The sequence below is a fragment of the Pseudomonas fluorescens genome (assembly GCF_900215245.1).
Lineage (GTDB): Bacteria > Pseudomonadota > Gammaproteobacteria > Pseudomonadales > Pseudomonadaceae > Aquipseudomonas > Aquipseudomonas fluorescens.
Window position 1 is genome coordinate 5,018,381 of record NZ_LT907842.1, and the last position, 21,183, is coordinate 5,039,563.

General features: G+C 60.9%; 15 protein-coding genes. 11 read left to right on the forward strand and 4 right to left on the reverse strand.

The genetic code is table 11. The annotated features are described in order from the left end of the window. Position 1 precedes the first annotated feature (1 nt). On the reverse strand, positions 2–331 hold the full coding sequence (locus CPH89_RS23430; RefSeq protein ID WP_053256381.1) for a DUF6388 family protein: 330 nt from the start codon (positions 329–331) through the stop codon (positions 2–4). A 487-nt stretch (positions 332–818) separates the two neighbouring features. On the opposite strand from CPH89_RS23430, the gene CPH89_RS23435 reads away from it, so the two are divergent. Beyond that, on the forward strand, positions 819–2,891 hold the full coding sequence (locus CPH89_RS23435) for an EAL domain-containing protein (protein ID WP_053256380.1): 2,073 nt from the start codon (positions 819–821) through the stop codon (positions 2,889–2,891). Here CPH89_RS23435 and CPH89_RS23440 read toward each other — a convergent pair. The 3 genes from CPH89_RS23440 to CPH89_RS23450 are packed head-to-tail and all read right to left on the reverse strand — an operon-like array spanning position 2,888 to position 6,177. Beyond that, positions 2,888–3,736, reverse strand: a complete 849-nt coding sequence (locus CPH89_RS23440; protein WP_053256379.1) for a metal-dependent hydrolase — start codon at positions 3,734–3,736, stop codon at positions 2,888–2,890. The genes CPH89_RS23435 and CPH89_RS23440 overlap by 4 nt on opposite strands. 15 nt (positions 3,737–3,751) lie before the next feature. Then, positions 3,752–4,642, reverse strand: a complete 891-nt coding sequence (locus CPH89_RS23445; protein ID WP_053256378.1) for an SDR family NAD(P)-dependent oxidoreductase — start codon at positions 4,640–4,642, stop codon at positions 3,752–3,754. Next, positions 4,639–6,177: a flavin-containing monooxygenase gene (locus CPH89_RS23450; RefSeq protein WP_053256377.1), complete on the reverse strand. Its 1,539-nt coding sequence runs from the start codon at positions 6,175–6,177 to the stop codon at positions 4,639–4,641. The genes CPH89_RS23445 and CPH89_RS23450 overlap by 4 nt, the downstream gene beginning before the upstream one ends. 293 nt (positions 6,178–6,470) lie before the next feature. On the opposite strand from CPH89_RS23450, the gene CPH89_RS23455 reads away from it, so the two are divergent. The 10 genes from CPH89_RS23455 (at position 6,471) to CPH89_RS23500 (ending at position 20,083) form a co-directional block, all read left to right on the forward strand. Further along, complete coding sequence (locus CPH89_RS23455; RefSeq protein WP_053256536.1) at positions 6,471–7,469, forward strand: alpha/beta fold hydrolase; 999 nt, start codon at positions 6,471–6,473, stop codon at positions 7,467–7,469. 317 nt (positions 7,470–7,786) lie between these two features. Beyond that, a complete protein-coding gene (locus CPH89_RS23460) occupies positions 7,787–9,067 on the forward strand; it encodes an alkane 1-monooxygenase (RefSeq protein WP_053256376.1) in 1,281 nt (426 codons plus the stop codon). A gap of 134 nt (positions 9,068–9,201) precedes the next feature. Further along, the gene (gene praA / locus CPH89_RS23465) at positions 9,202–9,696 is read left to right on the forward strand and encodes an alkane oxidation protein activator PraA (protein ID WP_053256375.1); all 495 of its coding nucleotides are present in this window, start codon (positions 9,202–9,204) and stop codon (positions 9,694–9,696) included. 134 nt (positions 9,697–9,830) lie between these two features. After that, positions 9,831–10,334, forward strand: coding sequence for an alkane oxidation protein activator PraB (gene praB / locus CPH89_RS23470; RefSeq protein WP_053256374.1), 504 nt, complete (start codon positions 9,831–9,833; stop codon positions 10,332–10,334). A 120-nt stretch (positions 10,335–10,454) separates the two neighbouring features. After that, positions 10,455–11,906 (forward strand): outer membrane protein transport protein, encoded by a 1,452-nt coding sequence (locus CPH89_RS23475; RefSeq protein ID WP_053256373.1) that lies wholly within the window; start codon positions 10,455–10,457, stop codon positions 11,904–11,906. 235 nt (positions 11,907–12,141) lie between these two features. Further along, on the forward strand, positions 12,142–14,670 hold the full coding sequence (locus tag CPH89_RS23480; RefSeq protein ID WP_053256372.1) for an acyl-CoA dehydrogenase: 2,529 nt from the start codon (positions 12,142–12,144) through the stop codon (positions 14,668–14,670). A gap of 133 nt (positions 14,671–14,803) precedes the next feature. Further along, a complete protein-coding gene (locus CPH89_RS23485) occupies positions 14,804–16,147 on the forward strand; it encodes a 3-oxoacyl-ACP reductase (RefSeq protein ID WP_053256371.1) in 1,344 nt (447 codons plus the stop codon). A gap of 3 nt (positions 16,148–16,150) precedes the next feature. Next, the gene (locus CPH89_RS23490) at positions 16,151–17,053 is read left to right on the forward strand and encodes a MaoC/PaaZ C-terminal domain-containing protein (protein ID WP_053256370.1); all 903 of its coding nucleotides are present in this window, start codon (positions 16,151–16,153) and stop codon (positions 17,051–17,053) included. Then, positions 17,050–18,348, forward strand: coding sequence for an acetyl-CoA C-acetyltransferase (locus CPH89_RS23495; protein WP_053256369.1), 1,299 nt, complete (start codon positions 17,050–17,052; stop codon positions 18,346–18,348). Before CPH89_RS23490 ends, CPH89_RS23495 begins: the two co-directional genes overlap by 4 nt. A 31-nt stretch (positions 18,349–18,379) precedes the next feature. After that, entirely contained in the window at positions 18,380–20,083 is a 1,704-nt protein-coding gene (locus CPH89_RS23500; protein WP_053256368.1) for an AMP-binding protein, read from the forward strand. The last annotated feature ends 1,100 nt before the right edge of the window (positions 20,084–21,183 follow it).

A 21,183-nucleotide genomic window follows, 5' to 3' on the forward strand; every position in this document is an offset into this window, starting at 1 on the left:
CTCAACCGGGTAAATCATGCAGCTGACAATATTCATCCCAACTCAACCCCGCCATCTGCGCGACTTCCTTGTGCACCTCGCGGCGTTGAGCCTCGAAGGCCTCGTTCGATTCGGCGGTCAGTTTGAGGGTCAGTTCCCAGGCAAACAGGTTCTGACGTTCCGCCTCGGCTTCGAACGCTTCATGCAGGCGTTCGGCACGGTATTGCGCCAGGGTTTCGCCTTTGGCTTGCGCCGCCAAAGGGTTGAGGGTGTCCAGTTCCGCGCAGACCTGCGGGTGTTCGTTCAAGAAACGGTCCAGGGCGCGCTGGTGATTATCACCGGGTTCTGACAAGGGCTTACTCCTGATGAGGTGAGATCACTAGATGGGGTCATGCCGCTGGTTTTGCAATCAGGTCGCGGGCCATCGCCTCAACACGCAGGGTTCGGTCCGGCGGCGGCGGGGCGCCGTCCCTCCATGGGATACGGGCCGGATCGCTGGCGTGGGCGTCGGGAAAACTCGTTTCGTTTGCGTTGATGGCGGCGCAGAAAACCCCAGCAGCGCACCAGTCATAAGGGGCAGTATGCGGCGCATGGGCAGGCACCTGGATGTCGGGTAAGACACACGGAGCAAGGCCTGGGCTCGAGTCCGTTCGAGAGTAACCACCCAAAGCATGGGCTCACTCACCGTAGGCGACAAGCATCAAGGGCCGACATTAATTCTGAATAATTGCGAGTGGCGCGGCAAAAACCTTTCGCACTCGGTAGCTGGCCGTGTAGCGTTACGCGAGGTTTTCGGGGCTGCCACCAGGGGCAGAGCGCGATGTGCGGAGGGGCGGGGCATGGTGCAAACGCTGTTCAAACTTTTCCTGACTCAGCGCCTGGCGGCCCTGGCCAGTACCGAATCACTGCGCGCCATACGTGAGGGGCTCCTGTGGATTCTGCCGTGCCTGCTGGTGTCGGCCGGTTTCCTGATCCTGTCCGAATGCGCCAGGGTGCTGGGGTTCGATCCGCAGGTGGTGGGCTTTCTGTCGGGGTTGCACAACCAGATCAGTTCGGTCATTCCGCTGCTGGTGGCGGCCTCCATTGGTTACATGCTGGCGATCCAGCACCGCCTGCCACAATTACCGGTCGCTTTTTTGTGCCTGGCTCATGTGGTGGTCGCCACGTTTGTCTTGCGCGAATACCCGCGTGCTTCGGCGACCTTCGTATTGTTCATTGCCATCGCCTCGCCGCTGCTCAATGTGCCGGCGATTGCCTGGCTGCACCGTTTTCGTTGGACCCGCCTGGTCAACGGGGACCTGGTCGGCCATAACCTGCGCGGGGCCATCAATATGGTGGTGCCGGGCGCGATTACCGCGCTGGTATTGGTGGTGGTGTTGTCGTTGTTGTTACTGATCCCGTATGTGGCGCAACTCCAGGGGCCGCAGGTGCTTGATGCGCTGCAATCGCCTTATGGCAGCGGGTTGTTTGTAACCCTGATGAATTCGTTGCTGTGGTTTTTCGGCATTCACGGTGTGTATGCCATGCAGCCATTGTTCGATGTGTTGGACCAGGCGGTGGTGCTCAATGGCGCCGCACTCGCGGCGGGTGAGCCGATCAAGTACCTGCTCAACAATGGCCTGCTGGGTTGTTTCGCGTTTATCGGCGGGTCTGGCGGGGCGTTGTGCCTGTTGCTGGCGATTCTGCTGTTCTCCAAAAGCAAGTCCATGCGTTTGCTGGCAATGGCCAGTTTGCCGCTGTCGTTATTCAACGTCAGCGAGGTGTTGTTGTTCGGCTTGCCGATCATCCTGAACCCGCGTTTGTTTATCCCGTTTCTGCTGGTGCCGGCGCTCAACGCCGTGGTGGCATTGACGGTGGTCAACCTGGGCTGGGTGTCACCGGCGGTGGCCAGCGTGCCGCTGACTTCGCCGGTGTTGCTCAATGCCTACCTCAGCACTCACGGTGACGCGGCGGCCGTGGTGTTGCAGGTGCTGCTGCTGGGTGTGGGCACCCTGGTGTATGCGCCGTATGTACGCGCGATTCATCGCCAGGCCAGCGAAGGCGGTACGGTGTACCTCAAGTCGCTGGACATGACCTTTCGCGGCCTCGAAGAGAAGGGCCGCCTGCTGGAGTTGGACCCTGTGCTGGCGTCCCACAAGACCCTGGCCCGTCAGGCCGTCGAACTGAGCCGCATCGAGCAGATCAGCGACTATGAGTTCTATCTCGAATTCCAGCCCCAGGTCTCCACTCGCACCGGCCTGTGCACCGGTTGTGAGGCGCTGATGCGCGCGCGTGACAACCAGGGCACGGTGCACTCACCCTGGGAGTTCCTGCAATGGCTCGCCCAGGCGCGGTTGATGCCGGATGTGGATGTGTGGGTGGCCTCCCAGGCGGTGCGCCAGTACCAGAAGTGGCAGAAAAACGGGTTTACCTTGCCGATGACCATCAACATTTCCAGCGCCACCCTGACCGATGCCGCCTACGGCGAGCGCCTGGTGGAAATCCTTGCGCAGGCCCATGGTCAGGTGTCGGTGGAAATCACCGAAGACGCGTTGGTCGGTGATACCCAGGTGACCCGCCAAACCATCCAGAAACTGCAAGCGATCGGCGCCAAGGTGTATATCGATGACTTCGGTACCGGGTTTTCGGCGTTGAGTTACCTGCACCAGTTTCCGGTGGACTTCATCAAGATCGACCGCAGTTTTGTGGTCGCCCAGCGCGACCCCAAGGGCGCGCAGGTGCTGACCGGCATGCTGCGTTTCTGTGAGGCGCTGAAGCTGGGCGTGGTAGTGGAAGGGGTGGAGACCGCCGAGCAGTTGGCGTTCTTGAGTACCGGCCCCGAACTGTTCATCCAGGGCTGGTATTTCAGCAAGGCACTGCCCGGCGATCAGCTGCAACGCTTTGTCCGCGAGCGCGCGTCAACTCAGGTTTAAACCGAAGCTGACGCGTATTCGCGTTGGGTCTGCTCGATCTCTTCGATCAACCCGTCGATGCTCGCCAGGCGCTTGCGGTTGTCGTGGTCCCAGGGGTGAAAGCCCGGTTTGAAGTAATGCAGCCACGGCCGCAGCATGCGTGGGAAAACGCCCTTGGGCCCATACAGAAACTTGAGCATGCGCCAGAAGCCCTTCAGGTGCCCACCGGCCTTGCGGTCGGCAACCAGCAGGCGCAGGTGGAAATCAAACACCACCAGCCAGAACAGCGCGGTGGTGGTCAGCATGGTGCCGGTGCGCAGCAGGTAGCGCGCGGGCCCGGGTTTGATCACGGTGTTCCACACATCGAACGCCACGGCTTTGTGTTCCGTTTCTTCCAGGGCGTGCCAGTACCACATTTGTTGGTAGCCCTTGAGTGAGTCGCCAAAGCGCGTGGGGTCGCTGAGCAGGATTTCCGCGAGCATCGCGGTGTAATGTTCCAGGGCGATGGTCACCGCCAGATTGAAAGAGGCAGGCAGGTGTTTTTTTTGCAGGTCGAGGATGAATTTGAGCCGCCGGTCGAGGGTATGGGCCGGCAGACCTGCCGCTTGCAGCAGGTCGTTGTAGGCCACGTGTTCGCGGCTGTGCATGGCTTCCTGGCCGATAAAACCCTGGATCTGTTTTTTCAGTTGCGGGTCGTCGATGCGCTGGCGGTAATGGCGCACGCTGTCCATGAAAAACAGCTCGCCCTGGGGAAACAGCAGCGACAACGCATTGAAGAAGTGCGTGATGAATGGGCCCTGTTCATGCCAGTCCTTGATGCGCCCGGCAGGCAAGGCAAAACGGATATCGCGACGGATGGGTAGCATGGTGCGTGCTCCTGTTCAGAGACGGGGTTCGTCGTTGGGTTCAAACACCGGCGTGCGTGGTTTGGGCGCCATGCGCTTGCTGGCGAACACCACCAGGGCTTGATAAGCCGCAGGCAGGCAGCGGGCGAGCAGGTCGAGGCAGTACGCGTCGCGGCCGATCAGTACGCGGCGTTTGTTCTTGCGCACACCTTGCAGAATGACCTTGGCGGCGTGGTCGGCATCGGTGATGAACAGCTTTTCAAAGTCGGCGCGGGCCTGTTGCTCGCTGTGGATCAGAAAGCCGGTCATGTTCGCGTCGATGCGGCTGCTGCGGCAGATATCGGTGCGAATACCGCCGGGGTGCACGCAGGTGGCGGACACGCCGCAGCGTTGCAGGTCGAGTTCCTGGCGCAGGGATTCGGTAAAGCCGCGCACGGCAAACTTGGTCGCGTTGTAGCCGCTCATGCCCGGTTGGGCAAACAGGCCGAATACGCTGGAGGTGTTGACCACATGCCCGTCGCCGCTGGCTTTCAGGTACGGCAGAAACGCCTTGGTGCCGTGCACCACGCCCCAGAAGTTGATACCGACGATCCATTCCAGGTCGGCGTAGTCCACACCTTCGACGGTGCTCGACAGCGCCACGCCGGCATTGTTGAAGATCAGGTTGACCTGGCCGTGGTCGCTCACGCAGCGCGCGGCCCAGGCTTCGATGGCCTGGCGGTCAGCCACATCCACGACCTGGGTGGTGACCTTCACCGGCGACAGTGTCGAGGTCTTGATCAGCGCCAAGGTTTGCTCCAGCCCTTGGCTGTTTTTGTCCGCCAGGGCCAGGTGGCAACCTTCCCGTGCCAGCGCCAGGGCCAACGCGCGGCCCATGCCGGAAGCCGCGCCGGTGATAGCCGCCACGCGGCCGTTGAATGACTTCATGACAGGCTTCCTTCGGCAGTGGCGTTTGGCGCTGTCATCACGTGGGGGATGGCGTGCGGCGGTGCCAGGGCAACCACATAGTCCTTGAGCGCGAAATGCCGGGTGACTTGCTTGAAACGCCAGGTCGAGCCGGGCCACAACGTGGTGTTCTTGCCGGTGCGTGGGTCGAGGTACCAGCTTTGGCAACCGCCGGTATTCCAGATGGTGCGTTTGAGTTTGTCCTGCAGTTGCAGGTTGTAGGCGCGTTCCACCTCGGGCTTGACGTCGACCGTGGCGATACGCTGGCGCTGCATGTGCTGGAGCGCATCGAGGATGTAGGTGACCTGGGCCTCGATCATCAGAATCATCGAGTTGTGCCCAAGGCCGGTGTTGGGGCCGACGATCAGAAACAGGTTCGGATAACCCGGCACCGTGGTGCCTTTGTACGCATGGGCGCCGTCGCGCCACGCGTCCATCAGGTCTATGCCGTCGCGGCCGATGATGCAATCGCGGGGCAGGGGGTCGCTGGCCTGGAAACCGGTGCCGAAAATCAGGCAGTCGGCCGGGTGCTTGATGCCGTCGGCCGTGATAACCCCGTCGGCTTCGATACGCAGCACCGGGTCGGTCACCACCGCGACATTGCTGCGCGACAGCGCCGGGTAATAGTCATTGGAGATCAGCACACGCTTGCAGCCGATGGTGTAGTCCGGCGTCAGCGTTTTGCGCAGGGACGGGCGGGCCACTTGTTTATGCAGGTGGCGCACAGCGATTTTCTGCACCATCTTCATCAGTTTTGGGTGCAAGGCAAAGCCTACGACGCGGCCTTCGAGTGCCCAGTAAAACGCGCCGCGTACCAGGCGCTGCGTGAACGGCAAGTGCTTGAAGGCCCAGCGCTCGATGCGCGAAATGTCGCGGTCGGGCTTGGGCATAATCCACGGCGGCGTGCGCTGGAACAGGTCGAGGTGCGCCACCTGCGGCGCGATCTGCGGCACGAACTGGATGGCACTCGCGCCGGTGCCGATCACGGCGACGCGTTTGCCCTTTAATGAATAGTCGTGGTCCCACTGCTGGGAGTGGAAGCGCTTGCCCTTGAAGCTGTCCAGCCCCGGAATATCCGGCAGGGCCGGGCGCGACAAGCCGCCCATGCCCGACACCAGCACCCGCGCGCTGACCTGTCGGCCATTGTTGAAGCTCAGTTGCCAGCGTTGCTGCTGATCATCAAACACCGCGCGTTGCAGGCCCATGCCGAAGCGCAGGTAGGGCGCCAGCGCGAAACGCCGCGCGCACTGCTCAAGGTACGCACGGATCTCCGCCTGCGGGGCGAATTGCCGCGTCCAGTCCGGGTTCGGCGCAAACGAAAACGAATACACATGGGACTGCACGTCGCAGGCGCAACCTGGGTAATGGTTGTCGCGCCATGTGCCACCGAGGGTTTCGGCCTGCTCGGCGATGAAGAAGTCGCTGAGCCCGGCTTCCTTGAGTTTGATCGCCATGCACAGGCCGGCGAAACCTGAACCGATGATGGCGATGTCGATTGAATCACTGTGGGCATTCATAGGCAGGCCTCATAGAGGGAGCGCTGGGAGGGCATCGGGTGTGCTCCTGTGTTTTTGTTTTGTCTTTTAGATAGAACACCATTGCAAAGGAAAAATGAATTATTTATTCTAAAAAAGATTTTAAATAATCTACCTGAAAATATCGCCTACGCTAGGACCTTGTTCCGCATGTGCGACTTATCCGACGGACGAGCGCTGCATGCATGAAGTTTAGGTCCAGGGTGTGGACGATGGCTGAGGCCTTGATCAATAACGGTCAGGTCGCCAGCGGCAGGGAAGCAGAGGACCGAGCTATGGCTGTCGAATGGGTTGTCGCTGCGGGTGTGCTTGTGGCCGCAAGCGTTGTGTTATGGGGGTTCAGTGCCTGGATGACGCAGCGCATTGAAGCGGCCGTTCCGATCAACGGGCGCTTCGTGGAGGTCGATGGCGAGCGCTTTCATTATGTAGAGGAAGGTCAGGGCCCACCGTTGGTGATGATTCACGGGCTGATGGGCAGCAGTCGCAACTTGACCTATGCCTTGTCCAGCCAGCTGCGTGACCGCTTTCGCGTGATCACGATTGATCGTCCGGGGTCGGGCTATTCCAGCCGCCATGCAGGTACGGCGGCGGATCTGCCGGCCCAGGCTCGGCAAATCGCGGCCTTTATCAAGACGCTCGACCTGGATAAACCGCTGGTGTTGGGGCACTCCCTCGGCGGGGCGATAGCCCTGGCGCTGGCGCTCGATCACCCTCAGGCGGTGTCCGGGTTGATCCTGGTGGCGCCGCTGACCCACCCGCAGCGCATGTTGCCGCTGGTGTTTGTGTCGCTGGCAGTGCGCCCGGCGTGGTTGCGGCGCTGGCTGTCGCACACGCTCACGGTGCCTGTCGGCCTGCTCACCCGAGGTTCGGTGGTGAAGGGCGTGTTCGCCCCCGATGCCGCGCCGCCCGACTTTGCCACACGCGGCGGTGGCTTGCTCGGTATGCGTCCTGACAACTTCTACGCCGCTTCCAGTGAGATCAACCTCGTCAATGATGACCTGCCCGACATGGTCAGGCGCTACCCGCAATTGACCCTGCCGATCGGGTTGATGTACGGCGCGCGCGACAACGTGCTCGACTTCCAAAAGCATGGCCAGGGCCTGGCAAGCAAGGTGCCGGGCCTGAAATTGCAGGTGCTGGAGGGCCGTGGCCATATGCTGCCGATCACCGCCACAGAGCGCGTGGCAGCGCTGGTGGATCAGGTCGCCAAGCGGGTCACGCCGGCCGCGAGTGCGACGGTGCTGCGTCCGGCCTTTGCCTTGGCGAGCAAATAAATGTGCAACCCGACTCGCGGTTCGATGGCGTCGAAGCTTGCCCTAGACACCTGGCCAAACGGCTGAAAAAGAGACTGCCCGGTCACGTGAGAATGGTTCCAAGAAACTAGTTGACGACCTAACGATTCCGCGCTATTTATTTAAAAAATTATTTCAATGTCTAATTTGAAACAGTTTTTGAAATGCCTAAGAGCGAATAAAATAATGAAAAAAACGCCTTTTATCGCATCGCTGAATTCTCGCCGCCATCAGTGCTGCGTGCCCCTGATGAATGCCGCGAATCTTTGCCTGCCGCGCCGCTGCGTGCGGAGGCTGCCATGAATCAGACCCTCGCAACCGCACACGTCTGGACCGACGCCAAACGCCATTTGTGGTGGCTCGGCATCCTGCCCCTGGCAACCCCGTTGCTGTCCGGCGCCCTGGCAATCACCACCGGCGTGCAGCAACTGTGGTGGGTCGGCGTAGTGGTGATCTTCGGCTTGATCCCGTTGATCGACGGCCTGCTGGGTGAAGACGTCAGCAACCCGCCCGAGTCCGCGGTCAGCAACCTCGAATCCCAACGCTACTACCGCTGGATCGTCTACACCGGCGTGCTGTTTGTTATCGCTTCGGTGGTGATCACCGGCTGGTTGGCCGCCGGTGGTATCGAATGGATCATCAACGGCGGCTTGCTGCATGCCACCGCGACCCTTGACCCTGCAGGCGGCTTGGCAAGAACCGCAGCATTCATTACTGCGCGCACTGAGCTGCACGGTGAGGTCAGCGCGTTGACTTATTTGGGTATGGCAATGTCCACGGGGGCCGCCACTGGCATCGCGATCAACACCGCGCATGAGCTGGGGCACAAACCCAAACCGCTGGAAGTGTTCCTGGCCAAGGTCACCCTCGCGCCGACGTTCTACGGGCACTTCTACACCGAACATAACCGTGGTCATCATGTACGCGTTGCCACACCGGAAGACCCGGCCAGCTCACGCCTGGGTGAAAGTTTCTGGGCGTTCCTGCCGCGTTCGGTGTGGTTCAGCGCCGTGTCGGCGTGGAACCTGGAGCGCGAGCGGCTGCGCAAACTCGGCCTGCCGGCCTGGCACTGGAAGAACGCCGTGCTCAGTGCCTGGATGTACAGCGTGGTGTTGTGGGGGGTGATGATTGTCTGGTTGGGCGCGGCGGTGATTCCGTTCCTGATCATTCAGGGTGTCTACGGGTTCTCGTTGCTGGAAGTGGTCAACTACGTCGAGCACTACGGGCTTAAACGCCAGAAGTTGCCCAACGGTCGTTATGAACGGTGTTCGCCTCGGCACTCGTGGAACAGCAACCGGATTGTCACCAATATCTTTCTGTTCCAACTTCAGCGGCATTCCGACCACCATGCCAACCCCACGCGTAGTTACCAGTCGTTGCGCCACTTTGATGAATCACCGCAATTGCCTTATGGGTACGCGAGCATGATTGTCTGGGCCTACGTGCCGTACTTGTGGCGGCGGCGCATGGACCATCGAGTACTTAATCATTATGCCGGGGATATTACCCTGACCAATCTTCAACCTTCGCAACGGTTGAAGTACCTGGAGAAGTACAGTAACAGTGCCACGCCATTCTAAGCTGACGTAATACAGGCTTTGTGTAACTCGCGATCTGTGTATCGCGCGGGTTTTCATCGCCCAGGTTTTACCGATTGAGTGGTCAGTAAGTTGTTTGACCCGACAACAATAATTTCAAGGGAAGGACGTACATTATGCAAAGCCCTGCCACGTTCACCGCGCATGTCGTATTGGCCGCCCTGGGCCTGATTGTTTACCAGCAGGCCCAGGCGGCGCGGATCGAGCCCGCCGGCAGCGCCTTTACGGCGCAAGGCCCGATCAGCTTTTCCAAAGGCGCGCTGATCAGTGCCGACTGCACCATCAAGGTCGCCGGCAAAGTTGCCGCCGATGGCGCATCGGTGAATGTCGATAAAGTTGAATTCGAGGGCGGCCTCAAGTGCAGCCGTGTCGAGGCAATCAACTTGCCGTGGGTATTAGTTGCCAAAGATACCAAGCGCGGTTCCATGTCGAAGATCAGTGTGGATGTGCACGCGTTTGGCCTGGGTGGCAAGTGTGGTCCGTCCACGGCCGACGGGACGTGGGATAACGCCACTGGCAAGTTGGAAGCCGCCAATGTACCGATTGGCGAAGACTGCACGATCAAAACGGTGTCGATCAAGATGCCGCCGACTTTCAAAGTCGTCGAATAAACCCATCCGAAGGGTGTAGCGGTAATTGAATTGAAATTTGGCTGGAAAGGGACGTTCTGCAGTTTCACCGTGACTTCTCGTTCATGGCCATTACCCCTGGCGAAATGACTCGCCATAACATGTGAGGAAAAACAATGAAAAGCTTGAAAACTCTCGTGTCGTTGACTGCTCTGGCTGTTTGCATGGGCGCTGCTTCGATGGCCACTGCGGCTTCGATCAGCCCGGAAGGTCCTTTCACCACCACCGCAGGCTCCATCGTCGTGCAGTCACCGTCTTCATTCGGGGGCTCTGTGACATGCGGCATTACCTTCAGCGGTAATGTCAGTGGCGGTGTGGCCACCATCAACAATGCGGCCCTGACCGGTGGCGGCCTGTGCGCGTTGCCAACCCTCAAAAGCATCCCGTCGCCAGGCTGGAAGCTGACCGCATTGTCGGGCGCAGTAGGCCAAGTGGAGAACGTGGGTTACACCATCAAAAAAACCATCGTACTTCCTGGCACCGACTGCGGGCCGTCCACCATCAGCGTGGCCTGGAACCCTGCGACTCACACGTTGACCGCGGCTAACCAGGCGCTGAGCGGCGGCTGCAACATTGTCTCGCTGACCACCACTGCCGCCGGCCTGACCGTTAACCCATAACGGGCGCGCAGTGCAGAACGAAGGGTTGATCACCCGTTGAAAAACCGGTGCCTCGCAAGAGGTGCCGGCTGACGTGGTAAGCCGGCAATGCCGGGAGCGCATAATAATAAGGAGTGCCGCATGATCACTAAGAAACAACAGGCTCACACACTGCTGGGGCTGGCATTACTGGGGGGGCTGATGATGACAGCGCCCGTGCAGGCGGGTGGTTTCTCCACGCCGACGTACGGTGCCCCTGGATGGGGTCGGGCGTTCGGCGGCGGTTCTCTGTTCAAGAACGACCCTAGCTCTGCTTACAACAACCCGGCGGCCATGGCATTTGTCGACCAGGCCGTGGTTCAACAGACCGTCGACTATGCGCGTGTGAAGATTAAATACAGCGGCCAGGCTTACGATTACGCCGGTAACCCAGCATCCAATACCGCCGTGATGCCCGATGGCAGCTTTGACCCGAGTACGGCAGTCGTCAACAACAATGACGGTGGCCAGGGCGGCTTCACTGCCTGGTTGCCGACCGGTTTTCTGGTTATCCCGATGGGTGACCGTTTTGCATTCGGCCTCAGTCAGGTTGTGCCACAAGGGATGCGTACCACCTGGAATGAAAACTCCAAGTTTCGCGACTTCGCCGTGGACACCAAAATCGAAACCGTCGGCCTGACGGGTTCCTTATCGTTCAAGGTGCGTGACGACTTCTCCATCGGTGGTGGCATGATCGTCCAGCGTAGCCAAGGCTTTGTCAGCCAGAACATCGATCTGTTCTCGGCGGCGTCGGTCTCTCCCGGGTTGGGCAATGGGGCGTTTCCGTCGGGCGTCGGCAGCGCACTGATGCGCGTCAAGGTCGATAACGTTTCCGTTGGCTGGTTTACCGGCGTTGTCTGGAAGCCGACTGAGCAGGACTCGTTGGGCCTTAACTACCACGCCAAAATCAAAAACAAGATGACCGGTAAATACAACATCCGGGCGGATGTGTTGAACAACGGCTTGATGACCGACGACACCGTCTTCGGTACCGGCAAGACGCTGGTCGAAACGGCGTACCCTGGCCTGAAGTTGTACCCCAACGGCGCCAATGCCAGCACGCAGCTGGATATTCCGGCGACTGCCGCAATCGACTGGGTGCACCAGTTCAACGACCGTTGGACCTTGGGTGTCAGCGCGATGTGGACGCAATGGTCATCCTTCAAGGACCTGACACTCAAGTCCGAAGGCTCGACGATCGTTGCCATTCCCTACAACTATCGGGATGCCTGGATGTACTCCGTGGGGGGAGATTTCAGAGCTACGGACGAGCTGACCCTGCGCGCCGGTGTGGCGTATGACCAAACCCCGACGCGCAACTCGACCCGCGATCCGCGTATCCCTGACGGCGACCGTTACTTTGCATCGCTGGGTGCCGGTTACGATATCAAGGCCATTCCAGGCTTGTCGCTGGACGCCGCGTATTCGCACCAGTTTGTTCAGAAGGTCAACATCAGAACCCAGAACGTTGATCGTCTTGGCGGCGGTCGTCTCGACGGTACGGCTGAGTCTTCAGGCGACATTGTCAGCCTGTCAGCCACCTACAAGTTCTAAACCCACCACGGATCGAGCACCCGGCGCATCCTGGTGCTCGCAGCTGAAACTGTCCGGATTGCTGCTCCAGCCGGCTGACGCGTTCAGCCCTTTGTTGTTGCGCAAACGCATTAAATAAAAATTTCAAAACAAAATTTGAATTTGTCTTTTCAAGTTTGTAGTGTGGCCTTACGCCGCAGTTCATTTTGAGCTGCCTGCGCATTGCCCGTGCCCTGAATCAAGTAGAGGTATCCCCATGATTATCTGGTTATTGGTGGGTCTCGCCGCAGCGATTGCCCTGGCGTATCGACAGGCCGCCGCAGCCCTTTGGTTGGGCGCTGGCCTGATCTGGCTGGCGGTTGGTTACCTGTGCAATGCGGTGGCGGGCCTGGGTCTCAGCGTCGCGGCGGTGTTGGTGGTCTTGCCGGCCTTGCTGCTGACGCTCAAACCACTGCGTCGCGCGCTGTTGACCAGCAAGGCCCTGGGCCTGTTTCGTACGATCATGCCGGCGATGTCCGACACCGAGCGCGCCGCCATCGAATCCGGCACCGTGTGGTGGGACGCAGAGCTGTTCAGCGGCAAGCCCAACTGGGATCGCCTGCTCAACGCTGCTCCGGCAAGCCTCAGCGCCGAAGAGCAGGCCTTCCTCGACAATGAAGTCGAGACGCTGTGCGACATGTCCAACGACTGGGAGACCACCCAGGTCTGGCAAGACATGTCTCCCGAAGGTTGGCAGTACACCAAGGACGCCGGGTTCCTCGGCATGATCATTCCCAAGCAGTACGGCGGCAAAGGTTTCTCCCACTATGCGCATTCGCAAGTGGTGATGAAGTTGTCGACCCGCTGCTCGGCAGCGGCGATTTCGGTGATGGTGCCCAACTCCCTGGGCCCGGCAGAATTGCTCCTGCATTACGGCACCGATGCCCAGCGTAATTACTACTTGCCGCGCTTGGCGCGGGGTGAAGACATCCCGTGCTTTGCGCTGACCAGCCCCTATGCAGGCTCCGACGCCGGGGCGATTCCGGACCTGGGCATCGTCTGCAAAGGTATGCACGAGGGTGAGGAAGTGCTCGGCTTCAAGGTGACCTGGGACAAGCGCTACATCACCCTGGGCCCGATCGCCACGGTGCTGGGCCTGGCGTTTCGTGCCGAAGACCCGCAGGGTTTACTCGGCAAGGCGGGGTCGCTGGGCATTACCTGTGCGCTGATCCCGACGTCTCATCCGGGGGTGAACAGTGGCCGCCGTCATTGGCCGCTGAATGCGGTATTCCAGAACGGCCCGACCACCGGCAAGGATGTGTTCATTCCCCTGGAGTGGGTGATCGGCGGTCGTGAGCAAGTCGGTAACGGCTGGCGCATGCTGATGGAATGCCTGGCCGCCGGGCGGGCGATTTCCTTGCCTTCGGCCAACGTCGGCCTGGGCAAAGTGGCGGTTCGCGGCACCACCGCGTATGCCGCGATGCGCAAACAGTTCGGCCTGCCCATCGGCAAGTTCGAAGGCGTGCAGGCGCCATTGGCGCGCATGGCCGGGCATTTGTATGCCTGCGATGCGGTGCGCAAGGTGTCGGTGGCTTCCCTGGATGCCGGTGAAAAGCCCTCGGTGATTTCCGCCATTGCCAAATACCACGTCACTGAGCGTGCGCGAATCATCGTCAACGACGGCATGGACATCGTGGCGGGCAAAGGCATCTGCATGGGGCCCAATAACTTTCTGGCCCGCGCCTACCAGCAAAGCCCGATTGCCATCACGGTAGAAGGCGCGAACATCATGACCCGCTGCCTGATTATCTTTGGCCAGGGGCTGATTCGCTGCCATCCCTATGTGTTCCGCGAGATGGAAGCGGCGCGCAACCCGGATCGGCGCAAGGCGCTGGAAGCCTTCGACAGCGCGATGTTCGGCCATTTGAGTTTTGTGCTGGCCAATACCGTCCGTGCGGCGGTGCATGCGCTGACGGGCGGACGCCTGATGTCCGCACCGGCCAAGACCGATCCGGCGTTGGCATCCTACTACCGCCAGGCCAATCGGCTCTCGGTGGTGCTGGCGTTGATCTCGGATATTTCCATGGGCGTACTGGGCGGAGCCCTCAAGCGCAAGGAAAGCATCACCGGGCGCCTGGGGGATATTCTGTCCCAGCTCTACATTCTTTCCTGCGTGCTTAAGCGGTTTGAAGATGATGGTCGGCCCCAGGCGGACCTGCCGCTGGTGCACTGGTCGGCCCAGGATGCGTTATTGCGCGCCCATGAAGCCCTGGCCGAAGTGCTCGATAACTACCCGTCGAAAGCCGCTGCGCGAATCGTGCGTGGCTTGAGTTTCCCGTTCGGAATTCCCCTGCGTAAACCGGCGGACCGCCTGTTGGCCCAAGTGGCTGAGGTGGTGCAAACCCCCGGCGAAACCCGCGATCGCTTACTGGCCAATTCCTACATTCCGCGTCCGGAGATCGACAAGCTGGCTTATGGCGAATTGGGCTTCCGGCTGTTGCCGCAGGTGGAACTGATCGACGCTCGGCTCAAGCCCGCAATCAAGCAAGGCGTGATCGAAGCCATGCCGATTTCCGCCACAGCCTTTACCGGTTGGCGCGTCAAGGCGCGGGCGCTGGACCTGATCAGCGACGACGAAGACAGCCTGCTGGGGCGCTATGTGGACTATGCCGACCACGGGATTCAGGTCGACGACTTCCCGCAGGATTTCGGTTTGCTGGAAGCCTTGCAGCAGCGTCAGCAGGCGTTGGCCAAACCGACGGCGAAGCGCCGCAGCAGCCAAAGCGAAAACGCCTCGGTCAACTAGGGAAAACGCGGTCAGTGTGGGAGCGGGCTTGCCCGCGATAGCGGTCTGCCTGACACACCGCCATCGCAGGCAAGCCAGCTCCCACATTTGATCGGGTTTACACGGCAACGCAGCGTTGTAAGTGGATCTATCTATGAGTGACAGCTACCTATCCTTCGTCAATTCCGCCTGGGGCCGCCGCCTGGCTCAGGCCATCGGCCTGCCGCAACCCTTGCCGTTGCAACGTCACCGCAGTGGCCAGCACGGCCTGGTCAACCCGGTGATTGTCGCCGGGGCAGGGCGGCTTTGCGCACGGGTGCAAGCGATTTTCGCCGCCACCGACACGGTCGCCGCCACGCCGGCGACGCCCAAGGCGCCGTCCACCGTCAAGGTCCAGGGCGCGGTGTTCGACGCCACTGGCGTGCTCGATTTGCAGCAGCTCGACGCGCTCTACGTGTTTTTCCATGCCAATGCCAAACGCCTTGGCCACCACGGTCGCGTGGTGGTGCTTGGCACTGCGCCGGAACATTGCCAGGACTTGCCCCAGGCCGTCGCCCAACGTGCCCTTGAAGGTCTGGTGCGTTCGTTGGCCAAGGAACTGCGCCGGGCGATCACCGTGCAATTGATCTATGTGGCGCCGGGTGCCGAAGAGGCCCTGGACAGCAGCCTGCGGTTCTTCCTGTCGCGCCGTTCGGCGTATGTGTCGGGGCAGGTGGTGCGCGTGGAAACTCCGGTGGACGGTGACGTTGCCGTCAACTGGGACAAGCCCTTCGCGGGTCGGCGAGCCCTGGTCACCGGCGCTTCGCGTGGCATTGGCTTGGCGATCGCCCAGGTGCTGGCCCGCGACGGCGCCCATGTGGTCTGTGTGGACGTGCCCCAGGCCCAGGACGCGCTGCTGCAAGCCGCCAGCAGTGTGCACGGCTCCGCCTTGCCGCTGGACATCACCGCAGCGGATACGGCCGCGCTGTTGCAGGCGCATGTCAACCAATACGGTGCCTTTGACGTGGTGGTGCATAACGCCGGCATCACCCGCGACAAGACCATCGCCAAGATGACCGAAGCTGCCTGGCGCAGTGTGCTGGCGGTCAACCTCGAAGCACCGTTGCAATTGAGCACAGCATTGCTCAGTGGCCAGGGGCTGAACCGCGGTGGGCGGATTGTGTGCGTCTCGTCGATTTCCGGCATCGCCGGCAACTTGGGGCAAAGCAACTACGCCACCTCCAAGGCCGGCGTGATTGGCCTGGTGCAGCGCCTCGCTCCGTTGGCGGCGGCGCAGCAGGTCACGGTGAACGCGGTCGCGCCCGGGTTTATCGAAACTCAGATGACCGCAAACATCCCGCTGATGATTCGCGAGGCGGGACGGCGCATGAACTCGCTGTCCCAGGGCGGACAGCCCATCGACGTGGCCGAGACCATCGCCTGGTTGGCGCACCCTGCATCCGGCGGGGTTAACGGCCAAGTCGTACGCGTGTGCGGCCAAAGCCTGCTGGGAGCCTGAGCCATGGACTACGTGACGCAGATTATCGACCCGCCGCCGTCGCGCACTCAGTTGTTGCTGGACGGCGTGCGCGCGCTGCGCAAACCCAAGCTCGACGGTGCGCCCGCGTTGCCCACGGCGCTTCTGGTGCGCTCGGCGGCGCAGCTGTCGCCCAGCGGCATTGCCGCGTATGGCCGCGCGTGTGGTTTCCGGCGCGAGCAGGGCGTGCCGCTGTCCTATCCCCACGTGCTGGCGTTCCCGTTGCACCTGATGCTGCTGACTCGGCCCAGCTTCCCGTACCCGGCCAGCGGCATGGTGCATCTGGCCAATCGCATTCGTCAGCACCAGCGCTTGCAGGAAGGCCAGGCCCTGCGCCTTGAGGTGTTTTGCGAGCGCTGGGTGGCGCATCCCAAGGGCCAGGCGCTGAGCATTGCCACCCGCGCCTATGGCGCGGGCACGCTGGTGTGGGAGAGCGACAGCCTGTACTTGCGCCGCGCCGTGAAAACCCCGGTGGGCGAGCCGTGGGACGACGTGCTGGCATTGCAGGAAGAGGGCCTGTTACGCACCCAGCGCTGGGTGTTGCCCGCCGACCTGGGCCGGCGATTTGCCAACGTCTCGGGCGACTTCAACCCGATTCATACCTCGCTGATCGGCGCAAAGGTCTTTGGCTTTCGCCGCGCCATTGCCCACGGCATGTGGACCCTCGGCCGCGCGTTGGCCGCGCAGCAACCACCGGGCGGCCTGGATCAGGCCCACGCCCATTGCGACTTCAAGCTGCCAATCTTCCTGCCCGGCCAGGTCGCCCTGTGGAACCGGCCTGTCACCGGCCCACGGCGTGAGTTCGAAGTGCGCAATGTCGCGGGCGATAAACCCCATATGCGTGGGCTTTTTATTTGGCAGCCCACTTGTGAAGAGCGCCCCCAATGAATGACTACAGCTTTAACCCGGCCCCGACCCGCCGCGTGGCGATCATCGGCGGCAACCGTATTCCCTTTGCCCGCTCCAACACCGTGTATGCCCACGACAGCAATCAGGTTTTACTGGTCGCCGCCTTGCAAGGCCTGGTGGACCGCTACAACCTGCACGGCCAGCGCCTGGGCGAGTTTGCTGCGGGCGCGGTGATCAAGCATTCGCGGGATTTCAACCTGGCGCGTGAATCGTTGCTCTCCACCACGCTGTCACCCGCAACACCTGCCTACGACGTGCAGCAAGCCTGCGGCACCGGCCTGGAAGCCGCCTTGCTGGTGGCGAATAAAATCGCCCTGGGCCAGATCGAAGTGGGCATTGCCGGTGGCTCCGACACCACGTCCGATGCGCCCATCGGCCTTAACGAAGCGTTGCGTCATAGCGTGCTCGCGGCCAACCGGGCCAAGGGCATGGGCGCCAAGGTGAAGGCATTATTGAAGGTGCGTCCGTCGATGTTTTTCAAGCCGTTGCTGCCGCGCAATGGCGAGCCGCGCACTGGCCTGTCCATGGGCGAACACTGTGAAGAAATGGCCAAGCGCTGGCAGATCAAACGGCTGGCCCAGGATGAGTTGACCCTGACCAGTCACCAGCGCCTGGCGGCAGCCTACCAACGCGGCTTTTTCGACGACCTGATCAGCCCTCATCGCGGCCTGGCCCGTGACAACAACCTGCGCGCCGATACCAGCCTGGAAAAACTCGCGGGCCTGGCGCCTGCCTACGACCGCCAGAATGGCACCCTCACGGCGGGCAACTCCACGCCGTTGACCGATGGCGCGTCAGTGGTGCTGTTGGCCAGTGAAGCCTGGGCGGCACAACGGGGCTTACCGGTGTTGGCCTACCTGCGCACCGGCGAGACGGCAGCGGTGAACTTTGTCGACGGCACCGAAGGCCTGTTGATGGCGCCGGCCTATGCGGTGCCACGTATGCTCAAGCGCGAAGGCCTGAGCGTTGCCGACATTGATTTTTTCGAGATTCACGAAGCCTTTGCCGCCCAGGTATTGTGCACCCTCAAGGCCTGGGAGGACGCCGATTATTGCCGCGAGCGGCTCGGCCTGGATGCACCGCTGGGCAGCATTGAGCGCAGCAAGATGAACGTTAACGGCGGCTCCCTCGGCTGTGGTCACCCGTTTGCCGCAACCGGTGGCCGACAACTGGCGGCACTGGCCAAGACCATTCACGAAAACGGCGGCGGACGCGGCTTGATTTCGATCTGCGCGGCGGGTGGGCTGGGCATCACCGCCATCGTCGAAAAGTAGCGCTATCAATAACAACAACAAGGAGACTGCCATGAACGCTGTAAGCCTGGAACGCACTGAACGGATCTGGTTGAACGCTTACCTGCCCGGCGTCCCGGCGGACATTGAGGCCGGTATCGACGCCTACCCGTCGTTGCGCGAAGTGTTCCTGGAACACCTGGAGAAATTTCGCGAGCGGGTTGCCTACGTCAGCATCGGCACCGAAATGACCTATGCCGACTGGCAAGTGCAAGGCTTCGCGTTTGCCGCGTGGCTGCAGGGCCAGGGTGTCAAAAAGGGCGACCGTGTGGCGCTGATGATGCCCAACTGCTTGCAGTACCCGATTTGCCTGCTGGGCACGATCCTGGCCGGTGCGGTGGTGGTGAACGTTAACCCGCTGTACACCGCCCATGAACTCAAGCATCTGCTCAAGGACAGCGGCGCTGAAACCGTGGTGATCTTCGAAAACTTCGCGCGTACCCTGGAAAAAGTCGTGGCGGGCAGCAACGTCAAGCGCGTGGTGGTGGCGGCCATCGGCGATTTGCTGGGCACCTTCAAGGGCGCGGCGATGAACTTCATCCTGCGCCATGTGCAAAAGCAGGTGCCGGCGTTTAATTTGCCCGGCGCGGTACGCTTCAACCAGGTGCTGAAACAGGGGCGGGCGCAGCATCACTTGCCGGTCGCCATGGGCCTCGATGAGCTGGCCTTTTTGCAATACACCGGCGGCACCACGGGCGACGCCAAGGGCGTGATGCTCAGCCACCGCAACATCATCGCCAACCTGCTGCAAGCCAAGGCGTGGGTCGGTGATCAGTTGGATCAGCACACACAGGAAACCAACGTCACCTTGCTGCCGCTGTACCACATCTTTTCGCTCACGGTGAACTGCCTGATGTTCATGTGCCTGGGGGGGCGTAACATCTTGATCGCCAACCCTCGGGACGTGAAGCGGGTGCAGATGATTCTGCGCAAGGAGCGCTTCAATGGGATTGCCGGGGTCAACACGCTGTTTAACGGCTTGCTGGAGAACGAGGCATTCTGCGCGCGGGACTTCTCGGATTTGCGCATGGTGATTGCGGGCGGCATGGCCACGCACACGGCGGTGGCCAAGCGTTGGAAGGAAGTCACCGGGGTGCCGATTGTCGAGGGTTACGGGCTGACCGAATGCTCGCCAGTGGTGAGCATCAGCCCCATCGACATTTCACGCATGCGCGAGATGGAATTTACCGGCAGCATCGGCGTGCCGTTGCCGTCGACCTGGGTGCGCTTTATTCGTGAGGATGGCGAGCTGGCCGACATCGGTGAACAAGGCGAACTGCAAGTGCGCGGCCCGCAGGTGATGCAGGGCTACTGGAAACGCCCGAAGGAAACCGCCGAGGTGCTGGATGCCGAGGGGTGGTTGGCGACCGGTGATATCGGCGTGATGGACGAGCGCGGCTATATCCGTCTGGTTGACCGCAAAAAAGACCTGATCCTGGTCTCGGGTTTCAACGTGTACCCCAATGAAATCGAAGACGTGGTGGCGTTGCACCCAGGTGTCGGCGAGGTGGCGGCAGTCGGTGTCGAAGACGCTGTGACCGGGGAGAAGGTCAAGATCATTGTGGTGCGCAAAGACCCGAACCTGACTCAGGAACAGCTTCTCGCCCATTGCCGGGAATACCTGACGGGGTACAAGGTGCCGCGGTATGTGGAGTTTCGCAGCAACGAGTTGCCCAAGACGACGGTTGGCAAAGTACTGCGCCGGGCGTTGCGCTGATTTTAAAGCGTTGATGATCTCAATGTGTGAGCGGGCTTGCCTGCGATGACCATAGGTATCTACGCAACTCTTTGTGTTGCTTTAAGCCTGTGAGGGGTTAGGGAGATTGAGTACATATCCGTTGCTGCGGTAACGGCGGCTATGGGTTCCGCTCTTACAGCGGGTCACTTTTTTACAAACGCCTAAAAAAGTAACCAAAAAACGCTTTGCCCCACCACTCGGTGCCTCGCCTGGGCTCGGCATGCCCGCACTCCGGCTTGAATCCGTGGGCCGCCGCAATGGGCCATCCCTGGCCCAGTGCGGCTAACCCGGCGTCCTGCCGGGTTACCCACGGATTCAAGCCTGCGTTCGGCCATCGTGGTTAACGGGGCCTGTCAGATCAAGATCAACAGCAGATCAAAAGCAGAGCACGGCGGCCTGAAAGCCGACCTGAGTGGTTGAAGCAAAAGCAGGGCAACAGCACTTTTACCGGATGAAATGAGATCCAAATGTGGGAGCGGGCTTGCTCGCGAATGCGGCGTGCCAGTCAGCTCATTTGTAACTGACCCACCGCGTTCGCGAGCAAGCCCGCTCCCACAATGTTGACCGAGTTCAGCTGCCAGCACCGTAGTGCACTGCTTTTCTGTGGGAGCTGGCTTGCCTGCGATGCAGGCACCTCGGTACATCAGGCATACCCAATTGATGCCATCGCAGCGGTTCGGCGCTCCGACAAGCCAGCTCCCACATTGACCGAGTACAGCTTGAAGAGTCGCATACCCTCTGCCTGATGTACTGAGTTCAAAACGTGGTTAACGGGGCCTGTCATATCAAGATCTACAGCAGATCAAAAGCAGGGCACGGCGGCCTGGTAGCCGACCTGAGTGGTTGAAGCAAAAGCAGAGCAACAGCACAGCAACAGCACTTTTACCGGATGAAATGAGATCCAAATGTGGGAGCGGGCTTGCTCGCGAATGCGGCGTGCCAGTCAGCTCATTTGTAACTGACCCACCTCGTTCGCGAGCAAGCCCGCTCCCACAATGTTGATCGAGTTCAGCTACCAGCACCGTAGTGCACTGCTTTTCTGTGGGAGCTGGCTTGCCTGCGATGCAGGCACCTCGGTA